Annotated in this window: 23 protein-coding genes, 1 pseudogene and 1 riboswitch; of the genes and pseudogenes, 23 read left to right on the forward strand and 1 reads right to left on the reverse strand. The window is 32.4% G+C overall.

Translation table 11 applies throughout. The features are described 5' to 3' along the window. Positions 1–4 precede the first annotated feature (4 nt). The 16 genes and pseudogenes from OWK30_RS04270 (at position 5) to cobJ (ending at position 15,592) form a co-directional block, all read left to right on the forward strand. The gene (locus OWK30_RS04270; protein ID WP_423323903.1) at positions 5–1,312 is read left to right on the forward strand and encodes an ammonium transporter; all 1,308 of its coding nucleotides are present in this window, start codon (positions 5–7) and stop codon (positions 1,310–1,312) included. Positions 1,313–1,457: 145 nt separating this feature from the next. Next, positions 1,458–1,664, forward strand: a riboswitch (cobalamin riboswitch). Between the two features lie 74 nt (positions 1,665–1,738). After that, positions 1,739–3,968, forward strand: a pseudogene (locus OWK30_RS04275) (ribonucleoside triphosphate reductase). 2 nt (positions 3,969–3,970) lie between these two features. Beyond that, the gene (locus OWK30_RS04280) at positions 3,971–4,651 is read left to right on the forward strand and encodes an anaerobic ribonucleoside-triphosphate reductase activating protein (RefSeq protein ID WP_423323905.1); all 681 of its coding nucleotides are present in this window, start codon (positions 3,971–3,973) and stop codon (positions 4,649–4,651) included. Further along, on the forward strand, positions 4,648–5,361 hold the full coding sequence (cbiR, locus tag OWK30_RS04285; RefSeq protein WP_423323907.1) for a cobamide remodeling phosphodiesterase CbiR: 714 nt from the start codon (positions 4,648–4,650) through the stop codon (positions 5,359–5,361). The genes OWK30_RS04280 and cbiR overlap by 4 nt, the downstream gene beginning before the upstream one ends. After that, positions 5,324–5,830 carry a bifunctional adenosylcobinamide kinase/adenosylcobinamide-phosphate guanylyltransferase gene (cobU, locus tag OWK30_RS04290; RefSeq protein ID WP_423323909.1) on the forward strand — a complete coding sequence of 169 codons (507 nt, stop codon included), beginning with the start codon at positions 5,324–5,326 and terminating at the stop codon, positions 5,828–5,830. Before cbiR ends, cobU begins: the two co-directional genes overlap by 38 nt. Further along, positions 5,827–6,900 (forward strand): nicotinate-nucleotide--dimethylbenzimidazole phosphoribosyltransferase, encoded by a 1,074-nt coding sequence (gene cobT / locus OWK30_RS04295; RefSeq protein WP_423323911.1) that lies wholly within the window; start codon positions 5,827–5,829, stop codon positions 6,898–6,900. The genes cobU and cobT overlap by 4 nt, the downstream gene beginning before the upstream one ends. Before the next feature lie 198 nt (positions 6,901–7,098). Then, complete coding sequence (cobS, locus tag OWK30_RS04300; protein WP_423323913.1) at positions 7,099–7,797, forward strand: adenosylcobinamide-GDP ribazoletransferase; 699 nt, start codon at positions 7,099–7,101, stop codon at positions 7,795–7,797. Then, positions 7,790–8,845, forward strand: coding sequence for a pyridoxal phosphate-dependent aminotransferase (locus tag OWK30_RS04305; RefSeq protein WP_423323915.1), 1,056 nt, complete (start codon positions 7,790–7,792; stop codon positions 8,843–8,845). The genes cobS and OWK30_RS04305 overlap by 8 nt, the downstream gene beginning before the upstream one ends. Further along, entirely contained in the window at positions 8,838–10,280 is a 1,443-nt protein-coding gene (locus OWK30_RS04310) for a cobyric acid synthase (protein WP_423323917.1), read from the forward strand. The genes OWK30_RS04305 and OWK30_RS04310 overlap by 8 nt, the downstream gene beginning before the upstream one ends. Beyond that, positions 10,273–11,202, forward strand: a complete 930-nt coding sequence (cbiB, locus tag OWK30_RS04315) for an adenosylcobinamide-phosphate synthase CbiB (RefSeq protein ID WP_423323919.1) — start codon at positions 10,273–10,275, stop codon at positions 11,200–11,202. The genes OWK30_RS04310 and cbiB overlap by 8 nt, the downstream gene beginning before the upstream one ends. Positions 11,203–11,259: 57 nt before the next feature. Next, complete coding sequence (locus OWK30_RS04320; RefSeq protein WP_423323921.1) at positions 11,260–11,703, forward strand: precorrin-2 dehydrogenase/sirohydrochlorin ferrochelatase family protein; 444 nt, start codon at positions 11,260–11,262, stop codon at positions 11,701–11,703. Then, on the forward strand, positions 11,682–12,677 hold the full coding sequence (cbiD, locus tag OWK30_RS04325) for a cobalt-precorrin-5B (C(1))-methyltransferase CbiD (RefSeq protein WP_423323923.1): 996 nt from the start codon (positions 11,682–11,684) through the stop codon (positions 12,675–12,677). Before OWK30_RS04320 ends, cbiD begins: the two co-directional genes overlap by 22 nt. Then, entirely contained in the window at positions 12,670–13,308 is a 639-nt protein-coding gene (cbiE, locus tag OWK30_RS04330) for a precorrin-6y C5,15-methyltransferase (decarboxylating) subunit CbiE (protein WP_423323925.1), read from the forward strand. Before cbiD ends, cbiE begins: the two co-directional genes overlap by 8 nt. Beyond that, positions 13,305–14,093: a precorrin-4 C(11)-methyltransferase gene (gene cobM / locus OWK30_RS04335; RefSeq protein WP_423323926.1), complete on the forward strand. Its 789-nt coding sequence runs from the start codon at positions 13,305–13,307 to the stop codon at positions 14,091–14,093. Before cbiE ends, cobM begins: the two co-directional genes overlap by 4 nt. Further along, positions 14,035–14,838 (forward strand): cobalamin biosynthesis protein, encoded by an 804-nt coding sequence (locus OWK30_RS04340; RefSeq protein ID WP_423323927.1) that lies wholly within the window; start codon positions 14,035–14,037, stop codon positions 14,836–14,838. The genes cobM and OWK30_RS04340 overlap by 59 nt, the downstream gene beginning before the upstream one ends. Then, entirely contained in the window at positions 14,831–15,592 is a 762-nt protein-coding gene (gene cobJ / locus OWK30_RS04345; protein WP_423323929.1) for a precorrin-3B C(17)-methyltransferase, read from the forward strand. Before OWK30_RS04340 ends, cobJ begins: the two co-directional genes overlap by 8 nt. A gap of 214 nt (positions 15,593–15,806) precedes the next feature. Here cobJ and OWK30_RS04350 read toward each other — a convergent pair whose 3' ends face one another. Then, positions 15,807–17,975, reverse strand: a complete 2,169-nt coding sequence (locus OWK30_RS04350) for a transporter substrate-binding domain-containing protein (protein WP_423323931.1) — start codon at positions 17,973–17,975, stop codon at positions 15,807–15,809. Between the two features lie 190 nt (positions 17,976–18,165). Between OWK30_RS04350 and mraZ the strand changes: the two genes are divergently transcribed. The 7 genes from mraZ to mraY are packed head-to-tail and all read left to right on the forward strand — an operon-like array spanning position 18,166 to position 25,361. Then, positions 18,166–18,630 (forward strand): division/cell wall cluster transcriptional repressor MraZ, encoded by a 465-nt coding sequence (gene mraZ, locus OWK30_RS04355; protein WP_423323933.1) that lies wholly within the window; start codon positions 18,166–18,168, stop codon positions 18,628–18,630. Positions 18,631–18,632: 2 nt separating this feature from the next. Further along, entirely contained in the window at positions 18,633–19,553 is a 921-nt protein-coding gene (gene rsmH / locus OWK30_RS04360) for a 16S rRNA (cytosine(1402)-N(4))-methyltransferase RsmH (RefSeq protein WP_423323935.1), read from the forward strand. After that, complete coding sequence (locus OWK30_RS04365; protein WP_423323937.1) at positions 19,550–19,846, forward strand: hypothetical protein; 297 nt, start codon at positions 19,550–19,552, stop codon at positions 19,844–19,846. The genes rsmH and OWK30_RS04365 overlap by 4 nt, the downstream gene beginning before the upstream one ends. Then, on the forward strand, positions 19,836–21,512 hold the full coding sequence (locus OWK30_RS04370; RefSeq protein ID WP_423323939.1) for a peptidoglycan D,D-transpeptidase FtsI family protein: 1,677 nt from the start codon (positions 19,836–19,838) through the stop codon (positions 21,510–21,512). Before OWK30_RS04365 ends, OWK30_RS04370 begins: the two co-directional genes overlap by 11 nt. After that, positions 21,490–22,941, forward strand: a complete 1,452-nt coding sequence (locus OWK30_RS04375; RefSeq protein WP_423323941.1) for a UDP-N-acetylmuramoyl-L-alanyl-D-glutamate--2,6-diaminopimelate ligase — start codon at positions 21,490–21,492, stop codon at positions 22,939–22,941. The genes OWK30_RS04370 and OWK30_RS04375 overlap by 23 nt, the downstream gene beginning before the upstream one ends. Continuing rightward, a complete protein-coding gene (locus OWK30_RS04380; protein ID WP_423323943.1) occupies positions 22,928–24,286 on the forward strand; it encodes a UDP-N-acetylmuramoyl-tripeptide--D-alanyl-D-alanine ligase in 1,359 nt (452 codons plus the stop codon). The genes OWK30_RS04375 and OWK30_RS04380 overlap by 14 nt, the downstream gene beginning before the upstream one ends. Then, positions 24,276–25,361, forward strand: coding sequence for a phospho-N-acetylmuramoyl-pentapeptide-transferase (mraY, locus tag OWK30_RS04385; RefSeq protein WP_423323945.1), 1,086 nt, complete (start codon positions 24,276–24,278; stop codon positions 25,359–25,361). The genes OWK30_RS04380 and mraY overlap by 11 nt, the downstream gene beginning before the upstream one ends. The last annotated feature ends 3 nt before the right edge of the window (positions 25,362–25,364 follow it).

Raw genomic sequence — 25,364 nt, forward strand, 5'->3', positions numbered from 1 at the left:
ATCAATGAAAAAAATATTTTTATCAATATTTTTTATTCTCACGAGCAGTATTTTATTTAGTGCGGATAATGCAATAAGTGCTAAACAGGTGCAAATTAATCTTGACTGGTTGTGGACTTTAATAGCTGCGTTTCTTGTTTTTTTTATGCAGCTTGGGTTTGCAATGGTAGAAACAGGTTTTACAAGAGCTAAAAATGCCGTGAATATTATTATGAAAAACCTGATGGATTTTTCAATGGGAGTATTAGGATTTTTTGCTGTTGGATTTGCTTTAATGTTTGGCAAAAGTTATGGTGGCTTTATTGGTACAGAGGGTTTTTTTCTACTAAACTGGGGTTATGGTGACAATTGGACACTTGCATTTTTTTTGTTTCAAGCAATGTTTTGTGCTACAGCTGCAACAATAGTTTCTGGAGCAATTGCAGAAAGAGCAAATTTTAAAGCATATCTTATTTTTAGTTTTCTTATGTCGGCGATTGTTTATCCTATTTTTGGTGGCTGGGCTTGGGGGAGTTTGTTTCATGGTAATGGATGGCTTGAAAAATTAGGATTTATAGACTTTGCTGGTTCTACTGTAGTTCACTCGATAGGTGGTTGGGCAGCTCTTGCTGGAGCCATTGTTTTAGGACCAAGAGTTGGAAAATATTCAGCGGATGGTAAAGTCAGAGCGATTCCAGGACACAACATACCACTTGCTACTATTGGGGTTTTTATTCTTTGGTTTGGATGGTATGGTTTTAATGTGGGTAGTGAAACTGCTGCTGATGCTGCATTACCGTTAATTGCTCTTAATACAACATTAGCACCTGCAGCTAGCTCTATTACAGCGCTTGTGGTTACGTATAATATGTATAAAAAGTTTGATGCAGGTATGGCTTTAAATGGTGTTTTATCTGGACTTGTTGGGATAACAGCTGGTTGTGCAAATGTAACTCCCTTTGCTGCTATTTTAATAGGGGTTGTTTCTGGCATTCTTGTTGTATACTCAGTACTCTTTTTTGAAAAAATCAAGATTGATGACCCTGTGGGAGCTATATCTGTGCATGGTGTTTGCGGAGCTTGGGGAACAATTGCAGCCGGACTGTGTAATTATAACTTTGAACAAAGAGCATGGGAGCCGGTATTTTTATCTCAAATTGTAGGAGTTGTGGTGGCTTTCATATGGGGTTTTGTAATAAGCTTTATTCTTTTTAAATTGATAAATAAAGTGATAAAATTTAGAGTTTCAGAAGAGGAGGAGTTTACAGGACTCGACTTATATGAACACGGAATAAAAGCATATCCAGAATTTCCTATTAGCCATATAAAATAGAATATTAGAAGGGGAGTTTTCCCCTTTTCTTTAAATCTTCATAAGCTATAAAACACGGGATGGATATATAGCAGTTTTTCATTCAAAAAATTCATATAACTGTTAATGTTAGTAAAAAATATTGTGACTCCAGAAATCATATTACTTCCAAAATTTTAAATTTTGTGCTAATATGTTAATTGCAGGATACGGGAAGTCCGGTGAAAGTCCGGCGCTGCCCCCGCAACTGTGAGCCTGACGAAAGCCCATTATGCCACTGCCGAGCGCCTAAAAACTAATTAGGTGTTAGGTGGGAAGGCGGGTGAGTAGGATGAAGGCGAGCCAGGAGACCGGCCTGCTAAAAAACCTACGGAGGGTAGGATGAATATCATCTATATAATCTACTAAAACCTATTTTTCTCCTTGAAATTTTAGTTGGAGGTTAATGTGATTGAAAAGGTTGTAAAGCGTGATGGGCGTGTTGTGCCCTTTGACTATGAGAGAATTGCAAATGCCATTTTTAAAGCTGCCAAAGCAGTAGGTGGCGAAGATAGGAATACAGCTAACAGGTTGGCTATCGAAGTAGCAAAAGTTGTCGAAGAAAAGTATGGCAAAATAGGTGTGGCAACAGTAGAAGAGATTCAGGATATAGTAGAAAAAATATTAATTGAAAATGGCCATGCTAAAACTGCAAAGGCTTACATCTTGTATCGTAAAAAAAGATCAGATATGCGTGAGTTAAAAAATGCTTTAGATGATGCTTTTGACCTAATAGATGAGTACATTGGTAATGTGGATTGGCGAGTAAAAGAAAATAGCAATACGACATATTCTTTACAGGGGTTAAACAACTATATTTCATCCACAATTACTGCAAAATATTGGCTCAATAAAATTTATCCGGAAGAGATAAAAGTAGCTCACGAAAATGGTGATTTCCATATTCATGATTTGGGGATACTTTCGGTTTATTGTTGTGGTTGGGACTTGAGAGATTTATTGTTAAAAGGGTTTAAAGGAGTGGAAGGAAAAGTTGAAAGTGCACCACCTAAACATTTTAGAAGTGTACTTGGACAGATTGTAAACTTTTTTTATACATTACAAGGGGAAGCTGCCGGTGCTCAAGCATTTGCAAATTTTGATACTCTCTTAGCTCCATTCGTATATTATGATAAACTAAATTACAAAGATGTAAAACAATGTATTCAGGAATTTGTGTTTAACCTCAATATCCCTACAAGGGTAGGATTTCAAACACCTTTTACCAACTTAACTTTTGATTTAAAAGTACCATCAATCTATAAAAATGAAGCTGTGGTAGTAGGAGGACAGTTAAAAGATAAAACTTATGCCGAATTTCAGAAAGAAATGGATATGATAAACAAAGCATTTATCGAGGTAATGTGTGAAGGGGATGCTAAAGGGAGAATTTTTACTTTTCCTATTCCAACTTATAATATCACAAAGGATTTTGATTGGGACAACGAGATAGTTACAGAGTTGATGAAAATGACAGGAAAATATGGCATCCCTTATTTTGCAAATTTTGTAAATAGCGATATGAGTCCAGACGATGCAAGAAGCATGTGTTGTAGGCTTAGACTTGATAACAGGGAATTGAGAAAAAGAGGGGGTGGTTTATTTGGAGCAAACCCTTTAACAGGCTCCATTGGGGTAGTAACCATAAATCTACCACGAATTGGATACCTTGCCTCAGATGAGGCTGATTACTTCAAGCGATTAAGTGTATTACTTGAATTGGCAAGAGAAAGTTTAAAAATTAAGAGAAAAACTTTAGAAAATTTAACAGAAAAAGGGCTTTATCCATACGCTAAGTTTTATCTCACAGAAATAAAAGAGAGATTTGGCCAATACTGGAAAAATCATTTTAATACCATAGGAATTGTAGGGATGAATGAATCTTTGTTAAATTTTATTGGTGTAGATATTGTTCATGAGGAAGGGGTGGAGTTTGCCATCAAGGTGCTAAATTTCATCAATGAAAAGATTTCAGAATTTCAAATGGAAGATGATATGCTTTACAACTTAGAGGCAACTCCAGCTGAAAGCACAAGTTATCGTCTTGCTAAAATAGATAAAAGCAATTTTATAGATATCATCACAAGTGGCAAAGAGAAACCTTATTATACAAACTCTACACAACTACCTGTAAACTGTAAATTAGATATGTTTGCAGCATTAAAACATCAGGATAGATTACAAACTCTCTATACAGGTGGAACGGTATTTCATCTTTTCTTGGGTGAATCTGTTGAAGAGCCTGACTCTTTGAAGCAGCTTGTTAAAAGGATAGCTTCTCAGTTTAGATTGCCTTATTTTACAATTACACCAACTTTCTCAGTATGCCCCGTGCACGGATATATATCTGGAAGACATTTTGAGTGTCCTAAGTGTATAGAGGAAAAAAGGTACGAAATAATGAATGAAATAGAGCAATTAAAGTCATTGATAACAAACTAAATTATAGGAGGTTTTTATGAAAAAGGAAGAGATTTTAGAAAAAATAGCTAAATTGGAAGATGAGCTTAAAAATGTTAAAGGGGAAAAATGTGAAGTTTATTCAAGGGTAGTGGGGTATCATAGACCAGTTCAAAATTGGAACGACGGTAAGCAAGAAGAGTTTGGAGAAAGGTTTGAGTACGGATTTGAACAGTGATTGTGGCAGATTTTGAGCCTATCTCATTGAATGATTTTCCTGGTAGGGTTGCAACTGTGGTATTTACACACGGTTGCAACCTGCTTTGTAGATTCTGTTATAACAGAGAGCTTGTATTAAAGAATTACGTTTACATAGACAAAACGAAGCAATTTTTCGAATTTATAAAAAAAAACGGTGTTAAAAATGTGGCTATAACGGGGGGAGAGCCGCTGTCTCACCCAAATATTTTTGAATTTTTACACGAGCTAAAAAGTAATGGAATAGAAATAAAAATTGATACAAACGGTTTTTCTTCGAAAAAATTACAAATAGCCTTAAAAGAAAAACTGTTAGATTACGTAGCTGTGGATGTTAAGGGTTTTTCGGATGAAGAGATAAAATATATTACAAGATGTAATTTAAAATTTGAGTATTTTGCTGATACTTACAGATTGCTGAAACAATATGGTGTACCGTTTGAGTTGAGAATAACTGTCTGGAAAGATTTTCACAAAAAAAATTTAGAAAATTTTTTTGCATTGATTGATGAAAATGACAAAATTATTTTACAGAAGCCTTTAATCGATAAACCGTTGCTTGATAAAAGATTTGCATCTCAGCTATCAAAAGTAGATTTTGAAAAAAATGTAGAAACTTTTATCTCCTTTTTTCCAAAAACGAAAGTGAGAAACATGTTGTGAAAGAAATACCGATTTTGGCAACAACCTCATTTATTTATTACGATACAAGAGTGATGAACGTGTTAAGACTAATGCATCTCTTTGATGAAATAGAGCTATTATATTTTGAAAGCAGAAGGATATATGATAAAGTCGCTGAAAACGAGCTCTTACTGCTAAGTAAGTTGAACATTAAATATTGTCCTCACCTTCCCTACGATAGAGATTTAAATATAAAAAAAGATTATAAAATAATGAGTAACTTTGTATCAAATCTTACAAAACTACCAACTTCTTTTTTCTTTTTGCACTCGAACGAAAGGGATTATCAAAAAATTGAATGTTTAGTGGAAAAATTTCCATCAGTATTGGTTGAAAATATTAAAAGCAGTAAGGTGTTTGATGATTTGTTTGAAACTAAAGTTAATTACTGTGTAGATATTGGACATTTACTTACAAATGGTGAAAACCCCTTTGAAATTCTCAAAAAGTATGAGAAGAAAATTAAGTATATCCATTTACATGGAGTTAAAAATGGAATTGATCATTTAGAGCTTTATCACTTAGATAAAAAATTACTACTGTATATTATCGATTTTGCCATAGAAAAAAAGATTGGCCTCAGCATAGAACTCTTTGGTTTTAAAAAGCTACTTAGAAGCTTAAACTATTTATTGGAGGTTTTTGAAAAGTATGGTTACTCTTATTACAGGTGGTATCAAAAGTGGTAAAACTTCTTATGCAATAAAGCTCGCATTGACTCATGAGAAGAGGATTTATCTTGCCACGGCAGAGCCCTTTGATGAGGAGATGAAGAAGAAGATTGAAAGACATAGGGCAGAAAGGGAAAACAGATTTTATACAATTGAAGAGCCTGTTGAGATTGTAAGGGTGCTTAAAAATATTAAAAATTATGATGTAGTTGTTTTAGATTGTATAACAACTTGGGTTAACAATTTAATGTACTACAAGAAAGATCTTGATAGCTATTTTGAAGAATTAACAAACTTACTGCCTAAAGTTTCTTATAATTTAATAATAATTACAAATGAAGTAGGGTTGGGAATTGTGCCTGTTAATTATGAAACAAGAAAATATGTAAATTTTTTAGGCGTTATTAATCAAAAAGTGGCAGCTGCTGCAAACAGTTGTCTTTTGATGGTATCAGGAATTCCAGTAAAGATAAAGGAGGAGAAATGACACTACAAGAAATTATTTCAAAAATCGAACCGATTGATAAGGAAACTTTCGAGAAAGCAAAAGAGAGAACTTCACAGTTAATTATGCCGCCAAGGGCAATGGGGATGTTGAACGATATTTCTGAGAGGCTTTGTGCTATAACATCAAATATGAAACCAGAAGTGGACAAAAGAGCTGTATTTGTAATGGCAGGTGACCATGGAGTTGTAGAGGAAGGGGTAAGTGCATTTCCACAGCAGGTTACCTGTGAGATGATCAAGGCTTTTGTAAATGGCATTGCTACAATAACTGTTCTTGCAAGACAAAACAACTGTGCTGTGGTTGTGGCTGATGTGGGGTCTAAGTGTGAGATAGATGAAAAAGAACTATCCGGAAAAAATAAGTTTATTGTGAAGAAAGTAAAATATGGCACAAACAATTTTGCAAAAGAGCCTGCTATGACAAGGGATGAAGCTATTCAATCAATTTTAGCTGGCTTTGAAATTGCATCTAAAGAAATTAAAGAACAAAAGCTTAACTTAGTTGCAACTGGCGATATGGGTATTGGCAACACTACTCCATCTTCAGCAATTGGATCTGTGATAACGGGAAACAGTGTGGAGATAATGACAGGTAAAGGTACAGGTATCCCTTCTGAAATGTTAAAAAAGAAAATAGGAGTAATAAAAAAGGGTATTGAGTTTAACAAACCGAACCCAGAAGATCCGATAGATGTGCTCTCAAAAGTAGGCGGTATTGAGATTGGGGCAATAGCAGGAGTTATACTTGCTGCAGCATACCACAAAATCCCTGTTATAATCGATGGTATTATATCTACAGCCGGTGCTCTAATTGCTTACAAACTTTGTCCTACCGTAATAGAATATATGTTTGCAGGGCATAAATCGGAGGAACCTGGCCATATAAAAATGCTTGATTATTTAGGTTTGAAACCGTTATTACAACTAAATATGAGATTAGGTGAAGGGACTGGAGCAGTTCTTGCTATACATATTCTTGATGCTGCAGCAAGAATTATAAAAGAGGTGGCAACTTTTAGTGAGGCAGGGGTAAGTGAAGGCAAAGTGTAATAGTAAACAAGTGTTAAGTGACAAGTAACAAGTGATGAGTAACAGGTAGTAAAAATGAGTGCCGATTTGAATATTATTTATGTGTTAATGGGTTATTTTGGTTTGTTTGTAGAAAATATTTTTCCACAAATTTAATAAAACAGATTTTAAAAAGATAGGGTGATTCCATATGTATAACGAGAGAGGTTATGAAAGATAATGCTAACTGGTTTTAAAAATGCAATATCCTTTTTGACAATTGTAAGATTGAAAAGTGATAATTTCGATGCAAAAGAAGCTTTGCGCTTTTTCCCTGTTGTTGGTCTTTTGATTGGCTCTTTTGTGTTTTTAATAAGCTTACTTGATACCGCTATTACTCCGTTGTTAATGCTGATATTTAGTGTGATTATCACAGGTGGACTTCATCTGGATGGGGTTGCTGATACAGCTGATGCCTATTTTTCAGGACGCTCCAAAGATGTAATGCTTGAAATTATGAAAGATAGCAGAATTGGAACGATGGGAGTGCTTGCTTTAATACTCATATTAATATCAAAACTGTATGCTTTTGAAAATATTAAAGAGAGTATGGCTATCATACTACCTTTTGCCTACTCAAGAATTAGTATGCTTTATCTTATTCGTGATTTAAAATATTTAAGAGATGATGGTACAGGAAAAACCTTTTTTGGCAGGTTAGAAACAAAAGATTTCACTTTAGCATACATTATTTATTTTCTATCAATTTTTGGAGGATTTGGATTTTTCATTATCTTCAACACTGTTTATTTTATATTGCTTACTCTGCTGAAGAGTTATCACTTGAAAAAAATAGGTGGTGCAACCGGTGATATTATCGGAGCATCATGTGAAGTAATTGAAACGGTTTTACTTTTAACAGGAGTGCTCATTGCTTGATTTTTCTCATGGTGGAAATGTGTATCTTTTTGCAGAAAAATTAGGATGTAAGCCTGAAGATATAATTGATTTAAGTAGTAATATTTCACCTTTTATCGATGAAATTATTTTAAAGGAAGCTCAAAGCTATCTTAAATTTTTCAAGCTCCTTCCAAGTTCTCACGGATATTTACTAAAAAAAGAAGTGGCAAGGCGATATGGCATATCATTGAGCCAGGTGGTTTTAGGAGTTGGAACGAGTGAGTTAATAAAAAATATTTGTTTTCTGTATAAAAACAGGAAATGCTTGATATTCCCACCCACTTACATCGATTATGAAAAGTACGCTACCATTTATTCCTTGGATGTTAATTTTTATTATCAGAAAGAAGAGGATGAATTTGAATTACATTGGGAGAAAATAGATTTTTCAAAATATGAAATAGTTTTTATATGTAATCCTAACAATCCCACAGGAAAAGTTATTCGCAAAGATGAGCTAATTAAAGTAGTGAGTTTGTATCCTGATACTTTGTTTGTGGTAGATGAGTCTTATCTTCCTTTTTTGATGAATGAAGATGAAATGACTCTGTTGGGCATGGAATATAACAATTTGTTAGTTCTAAGGTCTTTTTCAAAGATTTATGGTATGGCAGGAATTCGATTGGGATTTGCGTATTCTAAAAACACCAGGTTAATTAAAAATATTGAGCGATATAATCTTGAGTGGGGGATAAGCTCCATTTCAGAACAGATAGGGGTAAAGCTTTTGTCGATAGATACAAAAAAGATTGCTAAACAGATAGATGAGATAAAATGTAAATCTTTTGAGAGATTGATGCAGATTGATGGTATCAAAGTTTATCCTTCAGATACAAATTTTTTACTTATTAAACTGTTAGAAAAAGATAGCGATTATGTTGTCAATGAATTATTAAAGGAAAAAATTCTTGTTAGAAACTGTAAAAATATCAGAGGACTTAATAATACTTTTATCCGCATATCGATAAAGGAAAAGAAAAAGATGGATTATTTTATCAAGGTTTTTGAAAGGATTTTAAATGGGTAAGAAGAAGCATATAATGATTCAAGGGACAGGCTCTGGAGTAGGTAAAACTGTTTTGGTCGCAGGGCTTTGCAGACTGCTTACAAATAAAGGGTACAAGACAGCACCTTTTAAAGCTCAAAATATGGCGCTCAATTCTGGAGTAACTTTTGACGGGCTTGAAATGGGAAGAGCACAAATTTTGCAGGCTGAAGCGTGTAAAATGTTGCCTGATGTTAGAATGAATCCTATCCTTTTGAAGCCAACAGGTATTGGAATGTCTCAGATCATTAGATTAGGTAAACCTTACAAAACTGTTTCTTATAGGGATTATTACAAATTTCATAATGAGAATTTGCAGGTTGTAAAAGAAGCATTTGAATCATTGGAAAGTGAAAACGACTTTTTAATCATTGAAGGGGCAGGTTCACCTGCTGAAATAAATCTTCAAAAATATGATATTGTGAATATGAAAATGGCAGAGATTGCTGATGCAAAGGTTTATATTGTGGGTGACATTGATAGAGGAGGGGTTTTTGCTTCTCTCAAAGGTACTTATGATTTAATTGAAGAAAAGTATAAAAGTTATGTTAAAGGATTTATTATCAATAAATTTAGAGGAGATTTGTCCCTTCTTGCGCCAGCATTTGAGCTTTTTAAATCATATTGTCCCATACCGATTAAAGGGGTAATTCCTTATTTTGAGCATTGTTTAGAGGATGAAGATTCTCAAGGGTTGAAAAATAGTGTTGATAAGAAAAGTGCCGAAATAAAGATTGGTGTCATAAAATTGAAATATTTATCAAATTTCACTGATTTTTTACCTTTACAAATTGTAGATAACGTAATGTTGAAATATACGGATGATCCTGATGAGCTTGACAGCTTCGATGCCATCATAATTCCTGGCTCGAAAAATAGTATCCTTGATATGAGCTTTTTAAAAGAAAAAGGGCTTTTTGAGAAGATAAAATCATTATACGGGAAGAAACTGATTATGGGGATTTGTGGTGGATTTCAGATGTTGGGAGATGAGATTATTGATGAAGATGGTGTAGAAGATTCTGGGAATATGGATGGTTTCGGATTCGTGCATATGAAAACTTTATTTGATAGAGAAAAGATTTTGAGAAGAAAAGAGTATATAGCATCAGGTGATTATTTCACTGGGAAGATTTCGGGTTATGAAATTCACCATGGTAGAAGTATAATACATGATGATCGTGTGGAAAATTTATTAATCGAAAATGGGTTGCTTATTTATGATAGGGAAAATAGAGTTATCGGCACTTATCTGCATGGGATTTTTGAAAATGCAGATTTTATAAAGTTCTTTTTTAAGCTTTTAAACAAAAATGTGGAAATTTCCAAAACATATTTTGAGATGAAAGAGGAGTCTCTTGAGAGGCTCGCATCAATATTAGAAGAAACGCTATGGAACAATATAAAAAATGATTGAACCTTTAACTTTAGCAGTATTAATAGATATTATTTTCGGAGAATTACCAAACAGGTTTCACCCTGTGGCTTTAATCGGAAAAATGATCTCATATTATGAAAAGATTTTTTATAAAGTAGGAAATAAAGTTTTTGGCGGTGTTTTTCTTTTCATTGCATCCCAATTAACCGTTTTGTCAGTGATATATTTGCTTTCAAAGATGTTTAAAGGGAATCAGTTTCTTCTTTTTTCTTTCAAGACATTTGTTTTTTACTCATTTTTATCAATAAAGGGGATGAAAGATCATGCAATGGAAATTTTTTATCTCTTGTTTCATGATGTAGAAGAAGCAAAAAAGAGATTGAAATATATTGTGAGCAGGGATGTGGATGGGATGGACGAGGAAAAGATAGTAAAATCAGTGGTGGAATCTGTTGGTGAAAATTTTAATGATGCCTTTTTTGCTCCAATTATATATGCAGCTGTTTTTGGAGTTTATGGCATTGCATTTTATAGAGTAGCCAATACACTTGATGCGATGGTAGGATATAGAAATGAAAAGTATGAAAAATTCGGTAAATTTTCAGCAAAAGCAGATGATATCTTAAATTATATTCCGGCAAGAATGCAGATTGTACCACTCATTTTATCGGCAGAATTACTTTTTAAAAGGGGTAAGGAGGCGTTTGGTACTTTTTTAAAATTTAAGAATACGTTATCAAGTCCAAATGCAGGGTGTGGTATTTCCATATTTGCCGGTGCTCTAAACATAACCTTAGGTGGAGATACACGTTATTTTGGAAAACTCGTTAAAAAGCCTAATATTGCAGGAGGAGATGAGAAAATAATTCCTTTTAAAATTTTAGATGCTACTGAATTGTATTTTTCCGCTGCAATATTGACTTTAATATTTTATGAAGCCATCAAATTACTGTATATTTGATGGAAAAAGTTGCATTCTGAATTAAATATGTAGGTATGTGCTTGTATGTATCCGTTGATGTTTAAATTAACTGGGAAAAAAGTGGTTTCTGTGGGCGGGGGAAAGGTGGCCAGTAGAAAAATCAGATCTCTGCTTACACTCTCAATGCCTGCAATTACGGTTGTTTCTGATAGGATTGATGATAGTTTAAAAAAACTCTGTGATGAAGGTAAGATTTACTGGATTAGGTCGAAATTTGATGAAAATGTTATAGATGAAAAATTTGATTTTGCCTTTATTTGTACAAATGATAAAGAGACTAATGAAAGGGCAGCTGATTTTTTTATAAAAAAAGGAATTCCTGTAAATGTCTGTGATGATAAGGAACTTTCAACATTTTTCATGCCTGCAGTGTTTGAAGAGAAAGATTTTGTAGTTGCGATTTCTACAAAAGGTAAATCCCCTACTGATTCTAAAGAAGTAAAGGAGCTATTAAAAAATTGTCTGAAGAAAAGAAGTTGAAAACTGGGATTACAACAGGCACGGCTGCCACAGCAGCAGCAAAAGGAGCTTTAATAAAAATTTTGAAAGGTGTGATTCCTGATAAGGTGGATGTTGTTTTGCCTGATAAAAGAATTTTGGAAATTCCGTTGATTTTGAAGAATGATATGGTAGGTGTAAAGAAGTGGAGTGGGGATGATCCTGATGTGACGGATGGAATTGAAATATTTGCAAAGGTGGATTTCACTAAAGATGATGGTGTGGTTCAGATAAAAGGTGGAGAAGGTGTAGGGGTGGCAACTAAACCGGGTTTGCAGATAAAAGTTGGAGAGGCTGCCATAAACCCTGCACCTAGGCGAATGATTGAAGAAAATTTGAAGCCTCTTTTACCAGAAGGGGTTGGGGTAAAAGTAACCATCATAGTACCTGATGGTCTCAAAATAGCAGAGAAGACATTTAATAGCAGACTGGGAATTGTGGGTGGGATTTCGATAATAGGTACTACAGGTATTGTAAAACCTATGAGTTTAGAAGCTTTAATCCAGACAATAAAATGCGAGATAGATGTTTTGCTTGCCTCAAAAGTAAAGGATATCTGGTTGGTGCCTGGAAATATTGGGGAAAAGTGTTTAAAAGTTTTTATGGATATAGAGACAGTTATTGTAAGCAATTATTTTGAGGATGCATTAAGTTATTTAAGAGAGAGGCAGGTTGAAAAAGTTGGTATAGCAGGTCATCCAGGGAAAATTGCAAAACTTGCCATGGGTTATTTCAATACTCATTCAAAAAATTCTCCTCAGGCAAATAGTTATATAAAAAATGTTTTAAATGTAGACGACGATTTTAATACTGTGGAAGAGATTTGTGACAAGTACTGTTTTGATAAAATAGCTGAAGAAGTTAGTAAAAAAGTGAAAGAGCGTTATGGGTTTTCAAAAGTGAATGTGATACTTTTTGATATGAAATGTAGGTTGGTAGGGAAATTCTATGATTAAAAAAAATATTTATATCATTTCTGCCGGATGTGGAAATAAGGAATATCTTACTTTGAAGGCGGTTAGAACTGTAGAAAAAATGGATTATCTTATAGGGCCTGAAAGGTTTAAAGATTTTTTTCCACAGAAAAAATATATTATTACCAAAAAAGTTGTGGAACATACTGTTAAAATTATAGAAAATGATGTAGAAAACCTTATTGGTGTAATAGTGTCTGGTGATGCAGGTTTTTTTTCCTTAGCAAAAATTTTATATAAAAAATTTAGTGGACGTATTGCTGAGGTAGTGCCTGGGATATCCAGTATGCAAGCAGCCATGGCAAAACTTTGCAAATCCTATGAGAATATGGAGTTTTTTTCTATACATGGGAGAGACAATGATACCCTAGAATTGTTGAAGGAGAAAATATCATTTTGCCTAAATTTTAATCACAACCTTTACATCCTTTGTGATAACAGCAATTCCGCTTTGGAAATATTGAAGAAAAATATATATCTTATTGATAAATTTAGAGTATTTGTTGTTAATGATGTAGGGATGGATACGGAGAAGATTGTAGAAGTGGTTTCTTTGGAGAGAATTGAACAAGAATCCTTGAATCTTCATGCACTATATTTGGAGGTAAAATGATAGATAAAAAGGTATATTTCATCGGAGCAGGCCCGGGGGATGCAGAGCTGATTACATTAAAGGGGTATAATATATTGAAACATGTAGATGTTGTGATTTATGCAGGTTCTCTTGTGAATAAAGAGATTTTGAAATATGCCCCTGCTAATGCCGAGTTTTTTGACTCTTCATCCATGAATCTGGATGAAATTGTGGATAAAATGTATAAATCTTTTAAAACCGGTAAAATTGTTGTTCGTTTGCATACCGGTGATCCATCCATATATGGTGCTACTTACGAGCAAATGATAGAGCTTGATAAATTGGGGGTACCGTATGAAGTAGTACCCGGAGTTACTTCTCTTTTTGCTGCTGCGGCTAAGTTGAAAGTCGAATTAACAGCACCAGATATATCTCAGACTATTGTTATTAGTAGAGTGGAAGGAAGAACTGGAGTACCGGAAAATGAAGCTCTTGACAGGCTTCTTTCTCACGGTGGAACTTTTGTGTTTTATCTTTCAGCTAAAAATGTGGAAAAGATTAAAAATAAGTTTTTGGAAAAAGGGTGGAGTAATGATACACCTGTGGCCATATGCTACAAGGTAAGCTGGAATGATGAAAAAATAATAAATTGCACGATAGAGAATTTGCCTGACAAAATGGATAAAGAAGGTATTCGTAAGCATGCCTTAATAATTGTGGGAAATGTTTTGGATAAATCTTTGATTAAACAATATTCAAGACTTTATGATAAGGATTTTGAACATGAATACAGAAAAAAAGGTAGCCGTAATAGCGATAACTAAAAAAGGGTGTATTCTTGGAAGGTTGATTAGTTTACAACTTAAAGCAGATTTTTTTGTGCCTGAAAAATTCTTCCCTGAATTTGGTGATAAATCTTTTGATTCTCTAAAAGAGGTATTTGCACACTGTTTTAGTTATTATGAGGGAGTCGTGGCTGTTATGGCACAGGGGATTGTTTCCAGGATGATAGATGGTTTATTAAAAGATAAATTCAGTGATCCTGCGGTGGTTGTTTGTGATGAGGTTGGCAGGTTTGCTATCAGCATGTTATCAGGACATGAGGGTGGAGCAAATGAACTCACTTTTCTGGTTAGTTCCATAACGGGAGCTGAGCCTGTGATAACAACAGCCAGTGAGGCTAATAAGATTTATGTGGCAGGTGTGGGGTGTAGAAAAGGGGTATCCAAAGAAAAAGTGATAGATTCCATTAAAGAAGCGGCAAAGCTTGCCAATATAAACTTGAGTGATTTAAGGGTTATAGCATCCTGCTGGTATAAGATAAATGAGGAGGGATTATTAGAAGCTGCAGAGGAGCTTGGGTGTTATATCCGTTTTCTACCTAAACATTTATATGAGAACGATCTATACAATTTTAAAGAGAGTAGTGCAAATAAATATCTGGGGATAAAAGGTGTGGCAGAGCCTTCTGCACTACTATCAGCAAGAAATCCGGAGCTTGTTTTGAGAAAGACCATTTTTGATAAGGTCACAGTGGCCATTGTGAAAGAGAGGTTGATAAATGGGTAAGCTGTTTGTGGTAGGTATAGGACCAGGCGGTATTGATTTGATAAGTGAAAGAGGTGTTCTTGCAATAAAGAAAAGTAATTTGATTTGTGGCTACAAAAGATATGTGGAGTTGATTACAGATTTAATTAATGGGAAGGAAATTTTCACAAATATTATGAAAGGTGAAATGGAAAGAGTAAAATTTGCCATAAATAGAGCGAAAAGGGGTGATACCGTTTCTCTTGTTTGTGGTGGTGATGCATCTTTGTATTCTTTGGCTTCTCTTGTTTTTGAGATGAGTGATGATTTTGAAAATATTGAGGTTATACCGGGGATAACTGCTGCAATGGCAGCCAGTGCGAAGCTTGGTGCACCCATTTGTGAAGATATTGTGTTTTTATCCCTTTCAGATCTCTTAACCCCCTGGAAGGTAATAGAAAGAAGAGTGGATGCAATCAATTTTGGAGACTTTGTTACTGCCATTTACAACCCCAGAAGTAAAAAACGAAAAGATTATTTAAAATTTGTATTGGAAAAGTTTTATCAAGAGAGAGGAGATTTGATTTGTGGAGTGATAAGAAATTGTGAAAGAGAAGATGAAGAAGTTAAAATTTGGCGTATTAGTGAATTTGAATACGATTTTGTCGATATGTCAACTATCATTATTGTAGGTAACACTAAAACTTATCTTAAAAACGACAAAATGATCACTTCCAGAGGTTATTTGGATAAATACAAAAAGTTCAATGTTCAAAGTTCAGGGTTCAAAGTTTAATTTCGTGTAAGTGGAGGTGTAGGTGAAAGTGAGCTTGCATCCACATCTACACGTCTTGAGGTTGTTGCACAATGAGATTGTTAAATTTAAACTTACTGATAGATAATAGACTTTCAATTTTTGCACCTTCAGAGTAACAACCTTTTAATCATTCTGAGGGTTAGCGAAGAATTAGTTGTGTTTTACTAAAATGAAATTATATAACACCCTCTATCTATAATTTTTTGATAGGAAATGATAATCTAAACGTAGTTCCTAAACCTAGTTTTGATTTAAAAGTGATTTTTCTGCCAATTTCATTCATAAAAATTTTTACTGCATAGAGCCCTAAACCAGTCCCTTTTTCACCCTTTGTAGTGAAAAAGGGCTCAAAAATTTTTCTCTGTATTTCTTCAGGAATACCTTTACCTGTATCTGATATTTCAATGATAAGATTATCATTCTCTAAATATTTTTTTAGTATGATTTCACCATTATCTTCTATGGCATCTTTTGCGTTTAAAATGAGATTTAGTAAAGTTTGAGTAAATCTTTCTTCATTTAACTCTATTGCCACACCTTTATCATTTAGCACCATGTTGAATTTAATGTTTTTTCCTATTATTTGAGAAAAAAACTCTCTCTTACTTAATAAGAAATTGTCAATAAAGACTAGCTTTTTTTCGCTTGAGGTTTTGGAAATATTTAATAACGATTTTAAAAATATAGAGGATTCTTCAGATACTTTAATGATCTTTTTTATAATATCTTTGTGGTTCTCTTTTAAAGTGTTGTCTATTTCCAGAATAGAAGCATAATTAATAATTACACTAAGAATATTGTTCATATCATGAACAACACTATTTACAATATTTGAAACAATTTCATCTCTTTGGATTTCATTGATGACTTTTTGCTGTTTAATTTTTAGTGTATTATCTAAAAATATTGCTACATGACAAGTTTTGTTAGTTAACATAATTTTTTTTAAGTGAACATCCAGGATTTTATTTTCAATCAGATTTTCTTCATCTAAAAACGATTCTGACATATTTGTACTTTGCATAAAACTAACTATTAAATCTTTTATTTTAGGATTTAATTCATTTATGTGTATGACTTTAGAGTTATACATTAACCAATTTTGAAGTGTTTTATTTAAAAAAACAGTTTTATCATCAACCATAAGTATACCGTTTGGAGAGTGTTCCACTACAGTAAAGTATAAATTTTCATAGAGTAGTTTAGAGTTTATTGACTGAATTGTTTCTGTAAGATCTAGACCAAAAAATAGACATTGTGTTTCTGGATTGAAAATGGGGTAAATGTTAAAGAGCACAATTTTTTCCCCATGTTTTGTTTTTATGTTAATAATATTATCTTCTTTGGGTTTTAAGTGTTTTATGCAAAAGTCTAAAATAGATTCAATATCATTACTAATAAAAGATTTTAAGTGGTTGATATCTGACTTACTAAATCCTGTGATAATTTCAGCACCTTTATTCCAAAATTTAATTTCTTTGTTTTTGTTTACTGTAAAGATTAAAAAGGATGGAATATCTATCATTGCCTTTAATAGTGAGTTGTAACCTCTGAGTTTTTTGTTTGTTTTGATAGTTATAAAGAATAATAATACCAAGAAGATAATTGCTGTAATTAATACTGTTATTATTATGATAATACTTATGTAGTCTGATAATGATACAGGTTTTGTTATGTAGAACCATTTGTCAATTAAATTATCTAATTCCTTAGAGGTTTTAAGTTTTATAATATATAAATCTAATAATTTCTTTAAACTTTTGTTGTTTTTAGGGATTAGAAATGCTATTTCTGCATTTTGAAAGAATAAAGGTTTATTCTTTATTGATATAATTTTAAACTTCCCCCTGAAATGAGTATATATTAGGTCAAGAGAATTAAAATAGTCATTAAGAAGCCAGTCTATGTGCCTATATTCAAGTGCTTTAAATGACTTAATTGTACTGTCATAAATATTTATTTCAAGAAAAGGGTGTTTTTTGGAAAGTTCTAACACAAACTTATGCCCGGTTGCATTTCTTTTAACTCCCACTTTTTTATTATATAATTCATTGATGTTACCTTCAAAATTGTATGGTACAACGGCTACTAATCCTGTTTTTAAATAGGGGATTGTAAATAGTCCAATTTTTTCTCTTTCTTTTGTTTTGTAAAGTGCTCCTACGGATAAATCACAATAACCGTATTTTACGGCGTTAATTAATCCTGTAAAGGTGGTTTCTATGAATGTGCAATTAAAGTTATTTGTTTTGCAAAAATTTGAAATAATATCATACTCTAGTCCGCGTAACTCACCTGTATAATCTCTAAATATAAAAGGCTTATAATCTGCATAATATATTTTTAATTCTTTAGATAACACAAAGGAAGGGAAAAAAATTATCAAGGAGATTAAGTAGTAAAGCAGTTTGATATTCATATATAAAATATAACAAATATAAATATAACTTCAATGAAATCTCTAAAAACTTTTTCCATGAAATTTCCTTGACAGTTATGGTATAGGTCGTGTATTATTTGTTATGAAATGGTATATATTGGAATAAAATGTTATGAAGGTTGCTAGTAGCTTCAAAGGAAAATCGGTTCATACTATAAACAACTCAGGGAGAGTTAGTATTCCTGCGAAGTTTCGAGATGTTTTGAAATTAAAATATAATGATGATTCTTTAGTTTTAGTTAATCTAGGAAAGTACTTAGCGGTGTATCCTTTAAAAGAATGGGTGAAAGTAGAAGAAAAGTTTGAAGAAAATCCTCCTAAAAATAAACAAGCTTCTAAATTGATGAGAAAACTTTTTTCCACAGCTGAAGATTGTGTTCTTGATAAACTAGGTAGGATATTAATACCACCCCATTTGAGAGAAAACATAGGTTTGAATGGGGAATGCGTAATTGTGGGAATGATGAATAAAATAGAGATTTGGCCAAAAGAGATATGGGAGAAAGAAGTTGAAGATGTGGATATGAGCTCTCTTATGGATGAAATGGGTGATATTTATCCGGAAATAACGTTATAGATATGCATAGGCCTGTTTTATACAACGAGTTGATTGATTTTTTTAAAGGTTTTGAGGGGAAAATTTTTGTGGATTGTACTGGTGGTGGAGGTGGACACGCCTCAGGTATTTTAAATATAGTTAAACCAAAAAAACTTATAATTTTGGATAAAGATAAGGATGCTGTTTTGAGACTACAAGAAAAATTTAAAAATGATAACAGAGTTATAGTTGTGAAAAGTGATTTTGCTGATATTGATGATGTGTTGTTAAATCTCGGTATAGATGGCGTGGATGGTTTGTATGCTGACTTTGGTATTTCATTTTATCATGTTTTTGATGCATCAAGAGGATTTTCTTTTAGGAAAGATGGTCCTCTAGATATGAGAATGGATAAAGATAATCCAATTACTGCTGAAAAGATTATTAATGAGTATTCACAGGAAACTTTAAAAAATATTTTTCAAAAATATGGTGAAGAAAGGTTTGCGAAAAGAATTGCTAGCTTAATAGTTCAAAAGAGAGCAATAAAAAAAATTACAAGAACTTTAGAATTAGCTGAAATAGTTAAAGATGCTATACCTAAAAAATTTCATAAAAGCGGCATTCATCCAGCAACAAAGACTTTTATGGCACTTCGTATTTTTGTTAACAATGAATTGGGATCTATAGAAGGATTGATGAAAAAATTACCAAAAATTGTATTAAAAGGTGGTAGAGTTGCTTTTATTTCTTTTCACTCTTTAGAAGACAGGTTGGTTAAGGAGTATTTGCAATATTATGAAAAAGATTGTGTATGCCCCTCAGAATATCCGGTTTGTAGATGCGATAAAATAAAAGAATTCAAAATCTTAACAAAAAAACCAATAATTCCTTCTGTTAAGGAGGTTGGAGAAAACTCTTTAAGTAGAAGTGCAAAATTGAGAGTGGCTGAAAGGGTATGAGTAAAATTATAGTACTAACATATAAAGCATTTGAAGAGATTTTTTTGAAAAAGTATTTGATAGGGGTATTTGTGATAAGTCTTGTGTTTGCTGTTATTACAGTAAAAGTAAAAAACATAGAGCTTGGTTATGAGATAAATCGATTAAAAAAAGAAAGTTTAGAAAAAGAAATAAGAATTGAGAGCCTTGAAAGAAAGTTATCAAAAATTAAAAGTACGGATAATTTGTTAAATAAGAGTAAAGAGTTAAATTTGAAATTGCCAGAATTTAACAGGGTTTTTTATGTTGAGTGAAAGAGGTAAGATTGGATTTGTTAGTTTTGTCATAGTGTTATTAAGTGGAGTAATTGTTGTGCGTTTAATTTATTTGCAGGTGTATAAACACCATTATTATGATAATATTGTAAAAAAACAATCCTTTAAAGAGATTAAGATAAAAACGGAAAGGGGTAAGATTTTTGATGCAAATGGTGTGTTATTAACAAAAGAGAATAATGTAGCTTCAGTTTTCGTTTATGGTTTGAGTAAAAAAGAGGAAAGATATGTTAAAAGAAAATTGAAAAAATATGGGATTAAAAAGAAGGTAATCAGTGGAAATTTCCATTGGTTAGCCAGAAATATCAGGGTAGATACTGCTAAAAAAATTAGTGCAATTTCGAAAAATATTAATTATGTGATAACAAAGCATAGATTTTATCCTTACGGTTCAAGTTTTTCACAACTTATAGGTTTTACTGGCGTAGATAATCAGGGGTTAGTCGGCATAGAAGGTATTTACGAGAACTATTTGAGAGGGAAGGATATTTCGTTTACCTTTTTAAAAGATAGTAGAAATAGAGTTATAATGAATAGTGATTATAAAAGTGATATTCAAAATAACCGATATATTAAACTTACAGTTAATTCAAAATTACAGAGACTTAGCGAAGCTATACTTATTCAAGATTTAGAGAAATTTAGAGCAAAAAGAGGTATTGTTTTAGTGATTGATGTTCAAAGTGGTGAAATAGTAGTGTCTGTTTCTAAACCTGATTTTGATCCAAATGAATTTAAAAAATACGACAAGGTTGAATGGAAGAATTATGCAACTCAATACACTTTTGAACCTGGTTCAATTTTCAAGCCTGTTACTTTTTCATATTTATTGAGTAATTATAAGGTAGATATGAATGATATAATTGATTGTGAGAATGGGAAATATAGAGTTTATGGTCATGTATTTAATGATGTACATAGATATGGTAAAATTAAGATTCAAGAAGTTATGATTCATTCTAGCAATATTGGAACTATAAAGCTAATGGAAAAAGTGAATGATTTACATTTCTATAATTATTTAAGAAAACTTGGTTTTGGTAAAAAAATTAGGGTTGTTGGAGCTCTTGAAGAACAAGGAATTTTGAGAAATTATAAGAAATGGTCTAAGCTTTCAAAATATTCAATCTCTATAGGACAAGAAATTTACGTTACACCTATGCAGATGCTTAGATTTTATGCTGCAGTAGCTAATGGTGGATATTATATAAAACCTTCATTTATCAAAGAAATTTATGATGGAGATAAATTTTTAAAAGTGGATTATGACAGTGTAAGAGTTTTTGACGAGAAAGTTGCAAAAAAGCTACAGTACCTTTTAAGGTTGGTTGTAACTGATGGAACAGGAAGTAATGCAAATAGTGAATATGTGGCTATAGCTGGCAAAACTGGTACTGCTCAAAAATTTGATAAGTTTACAGGTAGGTATTCAACAAAAAATTATGTGGCAAGTTTTGCAGGTTTTTTCCCTTATAATAATCCAAAGTATGCAATGATAGTGATTTATGATAGTCCAAAAAAAAGTATTTATGGGGGTTCGACAGCTGCTTTAACTTTTAGAAAAATTGCTGAACAAATTATGTTGTTAACTGGTGAAAAAATAAGAATTTATAAGGTGAGTAATGAAAGTAAAAGAGCTGCTTAAAGGTATCAGCTTTAAGTGTGAAAATAAAAAACTACTTGATATTGAAGTAAGAGATATATCTTTTGATAGTCGTAATATAAAAGATGATTCAGCCTTTATTGCATATAAGGGGACCTATTATGATAGCCACAAAGATGTGCAAAAGTTGAGTCAAGAAGAAAAAATCAAATTATTTATTACTGAAAGAAAGATAGAAGGTGTTGATTCTATTGTAGTAGAAGATGGAAGGAAATCTTTATCTCTAATATGTAAAAACTTTTTTGTTTCAAATTGTGAGTTTAAAGTTATTGGTATTACAGGAACAAATGGTAAAACGACCACTTTATATCTTATCGATCATATATTGAATTATGTTGGTTTGAAAACAATAAGGATTGGGACAGTAAATTACAAAGTTGATGATGAGTTATTTGAGGCAGACAATACTACTCCGAATCCTTATGATTTTTATAAATATATTGGAATGGGATTGAATAGAGGTTGTAAATGCGTTGTTACAGAAGTATCTTCTCATGCTCTTGATCAGGATAGAATTTACGGATTAAAATTCGATTATGCAGTTTTTACGAATTTAAGTGGTGATCATCTTGATTATCATCAGGATCTGGAAAGTTATTTTGCTTCCAAAAGAAAGCTTTTTACTGAAAAATATTTGAAAGGGGTTTCTGTAGTCAATTTTGATGATGATCACAGTAAAAAGTTAATAAATGAGCAGTTTGATCATATTAGTTATGCTATTGAAAATAAGAAAGCGGATGTTCACATAGAGAGCTATGAATCAAGCCTTAGTGGTTCGGTATTTACAGTAAATCTGTTTGGTAAAACATTGGCTTTTAAATCAATGTTGGTAGGTAAGCATAATATTTACAATATACTGGCAGCAATTTCAGTTTGCTCACATTTTGGGATTGATAGTGAGTTATTGGTAAAAGCCATAGAAAGCTTTGAGAATGTACCCGGACGCCTTGAGAAAATTTCCTGGGAAGGAAGATATTTTTTTGTGGATTATGCTCATACAGATGATGCATTGAGAAATGTTTTGGAGAGTCTTTTACCTTTTAAGAATGAGAGGATAATTACTGTATTTGGGTGTGGAGGTGATCGAGATAGAACAAAAAGGCCAAGAATGGGTAGTGTGGCTGAGAAATATTCAGATGTAGTTATTATCACAAATGATAATCCAAGAAGTGAGGATCCGGAAAAAATAATAGATGATATAGTTGAAGGTATTAATGATAAAAGAAAAATACTTGTTATTCCTGATAGAAGAGAAGCTATTAGAAAGTCAATAGAAATTAGTAAACCAGGTGATATTATTCTGGTTGCAGGGAAAGGGCATGAAGATTATCAGCTGATTAATGGTATTAAGTATCATTTTGATGATAAAGAAGAAATATTAAAGTGTTGTGGTGAGTATGAAAGAGCTTAAGTTAAAAGAGGCAATAAAAAATATGATTGATTTTATAGCACCCACATCTGTGGAGTATAGAAACTTTGTGATTAATAGTAAAGAAGTGAAAAAAGGAGATGTTTTTGTCGGAATAAAAGGGGTTAAAAACGATGGAAATAATTTTTATAAAGAAGCTTATAGAAATGGTGCGAGTTTAGTTATTTTTGATAATCCATATTTTTATAAAGAAGCTCCATTTAATAAGGTGCTTGTAAAAGACAGTGTTGAGGCGATTAAATCTATTGGAAAATGGAAGTTAGAAAGGAGTGTAGCTAAAAAGATTGCTATTACAGGTAGTATGGGGAAGACAAGCACTAAAAACATGTTATATAAAATATTTTCAAATCAGTATCAGACTCATATGTCTTATAAAAACTATAATAATGAACTGGGGATTGCTATTTCTTGTGCTAACATGGAAGATGAAATTGATTATGCTATTTTTGAATTTGGTACGAACACTAAAGGGGAGATTAAAACTTATGCAGAATATGTGAGGCCTGAAGTAGCAGTTGTTACCAAGATAGGCTTTTCACATATAGGTAATTTTAAGAGTAAAGAGAATATTGCAAGAGAAAAGTTTAGTATTATTTCTCCAAATACTGTAAAGGAGTTATGGATACATGAAGATGATGAGGTTTTTCTTGATAAAAAAGCTTTGGGTACAGTCAAACTTTTTACCTATGGCGTTAAAGAAAACTCTGACGTGGTATTAAAAAGTGTTAGTAAAATAGGGAATATCTATCAATTTGAGCTTGAATTTAAGGGGAGACGTTATTGTTTTGAGTTAAGACATTTTTTTAAACATTTTATAATGAATGCTGTTCTTGCTGCAGGGATAGCTTTAAATGAAGAAATAGAATACGAATATATTTTTGAAGGGATAAGGTCTTTTAAACCTGCAGAGAAGAGGGGGGAAATAGTTAAATTTGATGATTATATAATTATCGATGATACGTATAATGCTAGTTTTGAGTCAATTATTGCTGCAATTGATAGTCTTGATGAATACGAAGTTAAAAGTGAAAAATATGCAATAATTGGTGAGATGGCTGAGATTGGTGAATTTGAAGATAAATTTTATTCAGAGTTAGTTGATTATGCAAAAAAGAAATCAGGAATAAACTTTTTATTTTGTGGTGAATACTTTTCAAGTTTTATTTCTGAGAAAAATCTGAAATTTTTTAAAAATAAAGCTCTGCTTTACAGATACTTAGAAAAGATACCAGAAGGAGTTTTTCTTGTTAAAGCATCAAGAAGCAGAAAATTTGAGGAAGTGGTTGATTATTTAAAACAGAGAGGTAGTAAGAAAAATGTTATATAATCTTTTATATCCATTAAGTGAACATTTTATTGTATTCAATGTTTTTAGATACATTACTTTTAGAACGATTTACGCAATAATTACTGCTTTTATTCTAACCATAATTCTTGGACCAAAAATTATTAAAGAATTGAAGAATATGCAAATTTCCCAGAAAATCAAAGGTTATGAACCTAAAAGGCATAAAGAAAAAGAAGGTACCCCTACAATGGGTGGAATTTTGATTATATTAAGCTGTGTTATCTCAACGCTTTTATGGGCTGATTTACGCAATTATTATATTTGGATTGTGATATATGTGTTTATTTTTACAGCTGCTATAGGTCTTTTCGATGATTATATTAAAACTGTTAAGAGAAATCCTGAAGGGTTAACACCTAAAGCAAAGTTTTTATCTCAATTAGTGGTTGCTATTACCGCCGCTATTCTTATAATTTATGTTGATAAATCAGGTTACTCTACTAAACTAGTTTTTCCTTTCTTCAAAAAACTTATAATCGATTTATCTTATTTTTACATTATTTTTGCAGTATTTATCATTGTAGGGGCGTCAAATGCTGTTAACCTTACAGATGGTCTTGATGGCCTTGCTATTATGCCTACAGTTATATCTTTTGGGACATTTATTCTTTTTTCTTATTTGGTTGGCCATATAAAATTTTCTTCCTATCTACACATTCCCTATGTGGTTGGTTCAGGTGAATTGGCCATTTTTTGCGGAAGTATGGTAGGAGCAGGTCTTGGTTTTCTATGGTTTAATGCTTTCCCAGCATCAGTTTTTATGGGAGATGTGGGGAGCTTATCTATTGGCTCTGCACTTGGAACAGTGGCTATTATCGTGAAACAAGAGATTGTTTTAGCAATTGTAGGGGGTGTTTTTGTTTTAGAAACATTATCTGTTATCATGCAGGTGGGGTTTTTCAAAGTTACAAAAGGGAAAAGACTTTTTAGGATGGCCCCTATACATCATCATTTTGAGCTAAAAGGTTGGTCAGAACCCAAAATAATAGTGAGATTTTGGATAATATCGTTTTTGTTAGCATTACTTGCTTTGAGTACATTAAAACTAAGGTGATAT

It is taken from the genome of Deferribacter abyssi (genome assembly GCF_049472655.1).
In the GTDB taxonomy this organism is placed as follows: domain Bacteria; phylum Chrysiogenota; class Deferribacteres; order Deferribacterales; family Deferribacteraceae; genus Deferribacter; species Deferribacter abyssi.